This is a genomic window from Psychroflexus sp. MBR-150 (assembly GCF_053628795.1).
This window is the reverse complement of the sequence record NZ_JBRJHB010000045.1, coordinates 1-1,964: the sequence shown is the minus strand read 5'-3', so window position 1 is coordinate 1,964 and position 1,964 is coordinate 1. Positions and strand designations below refer to the sequence as shown.

Sequence of the window (1,964 nt, the reverse complement as noted above, 5' to 3'; positions counted from 1 at the left end):
AACGGGGCTCACCTCTTCCCATTCCGAACAGAGCAGTTAAGCCCGTTAGCGCCGATGGTACTACAATCCGTGGGAGAGTAGGTCGTCGCCTTCTTAAAAAAGAAACCCTGACTTTTTAGTTGGGGTTTTTTTATTTTAAAAAAAACTATAAGGGAGAGCCGTTGAAGCAGTTTCGCTGGTCAAGATTGGATACCCGTTTGGGTAGTGCCCATAAAAGTGTGTCTGGACTTCGAAAAAAGGTTTTCATCAAATTGATGAGTCTGTCTTTATTTTGTTTGTGTCTATTGTAAGGTTTAGACTTTTTTAAATACATAACACATAATTGTAAACTTTAATAATTGTTAATACATTTCTTTTTTAAATCAACTTATCGTAATTTTGAATCTTTAAAATATAATAAATATGGCACTCGAATTAACAGATACAAATTTTGAAGAAAAAGTTTTAAAAAGTAACAAACCTGTTTTGGTTGACTTTTGGGCTGAATGGTGTGGTCCCTGTAGAATGGTTGGACCTGTAATCGAAGAAATCAGCAATGAATATAAAGATAAAGCTGTAATTGCAAAATTAGACGTTGACTCAAATCAAGAGTTTGCCGCTAAATACGGCGTAAGAAATATTCCAACGGTTTTGTTTTTTAAAGATGGCGAACTTGTTGATAGAAAAGTCGGTGTAGCACCCAAAGAAAATTATACGGAAACTCTTGATAATCTCTTGTAAATTTGGATTTGCAACAATCTAAATTTAACTTTTCTCAACTCAATATTTTAGCCAATCAAATTGTTGAGGGCTTTATGTCAGGAATACATAAAAGTCCTTTTCATGGCTATTCAGCTGAATTTGATGAACACAGACTTTATAACAGAGGCGATAGTACAAAGTTTATTGATTGGAAATTATATGCCAAAACTGATAAACTTTACACAAAAAAATATGAAGATGAAACCAATCTAAGATGCCACTTTATCTTAGATAATTCATCATCAATGCATTATCCTAATGTTGATGATTTTAATTTGGATAAATGCAGTAAATATACGTTTTCGTCAATCTCAATTTTAGCATTGATTAATATCTTGCTTAAACAAAATGATGCTTTTGGTTTATCTTTGTTTTCAAATCAGATTGATTTCAATATATCTGAAAAATCCAGCTATAATCAACTGCAAATTATCTCAAATACATTAGAAGAACACTTCAAAAACCGAAATTCTGCTAGAACTACTGATACTCTAAAAAGTTTACATTATATCGCTGAACATTTAAAAAGACGTTCTTTAGTTTTTATTTTTTCTGATATGTTTCAGAATGAATCACAGTCAAAAAATGTTTTTGAGGCATTAAGACATTTAAAATATAATAAACACCAAGTTATATTGTTTCATACAACTGATTTTAATAAAGAAATTGATTTTGATTTTTCAGAGATTCCAAGGCGATTTGTAGATGTAGAAAGTCAAAGAAAAATCGACTTGTATCCTGAACAAGTTAAAGAAGATTATCAAAGTTTAGCCAAATCTTTTAAGTCGGAATTATTGCAAAAGTGTAGGCAATATCAAATAAAATATGTTGATGCTGATATCAATAAAGGCTTTGAAAAAGTAATTTTGACCTACCTATTAGAAAAGCAAAACTTTTGATTAATATTTTTTTGTTTTTACTTGTTAGAATTAAATTTCAGTTTATATTTGCATCCGCTAATTGTTTAGGTAGTTAGAACACTTGTTCTGCACGTGTGGGAGTGTTGGGAGTTTATTATGATTTGGTAATTAGCATTTATAATAAAGTTCTTTATAAATAAAATTTTGGTCTGGTAGTTCAGTTGGTTAGAATACCTGCCTGTCACGCAGGGGGTCGCGAGTTCGAGTCTCGTCCAGACCGCTACTTCGACTTAGTTCAGTAGCCTAAATGAGTAAATAGGTAATAAGTTGAAAAAGAAGTTGTGTTGAGACACATAGTTGTGT

2 protein-coding genes, 1 tRNA gene and 1 rRNA gene are annotated in these 1,964 nt (G+C 31.5%); all 4 read left to right on the top strand.

Annotated elements, in window-relative coordinates; all coding sequences use genetic code 11:
- Nucleotides 1-94 (top strand): 5S ribosomal RNA (gene rrf / locus ACSSV5_RS12230); the annotation flags it as partial.
- A 308-nt stretch (nucleotides 95-402) separates the two neighbouring features.
- Nucleotides 403-720 (top strand): thioredoxin, encoded by a 318-nt coding sequence (gene trxA / locus ACSSV5_RS12225; RefSeq protein WP_211064801.1) that lies wholly within the window; start codon nucleotides 403-405, stop codon nucleotides 718-720.
- An 8-nt stretch (nucleotides 721-728) separates the two neighbouring features.
- Nucleotides 729-1,640 (top strand): DUF58 domain-containing protein, encoded by a 912-nt coding sequence (locus ACSSV5_RS12220; protein WP_371815889.1) that lies wholly within the window; start codon nucleotides 729-731, stop codon nucleotides 1,638-1,640.
- A 167-nt stretch (nucleotides 1,641-1,807) separates the two neighbouring features.
- A tRNA-Asp gene (locus ACSSV5_RS12215) sits at nucleotides 1,808-1,881 on the top strand.
- Nucleotides 1,882-1,964 lie beyond the last annotated feature (83 nt).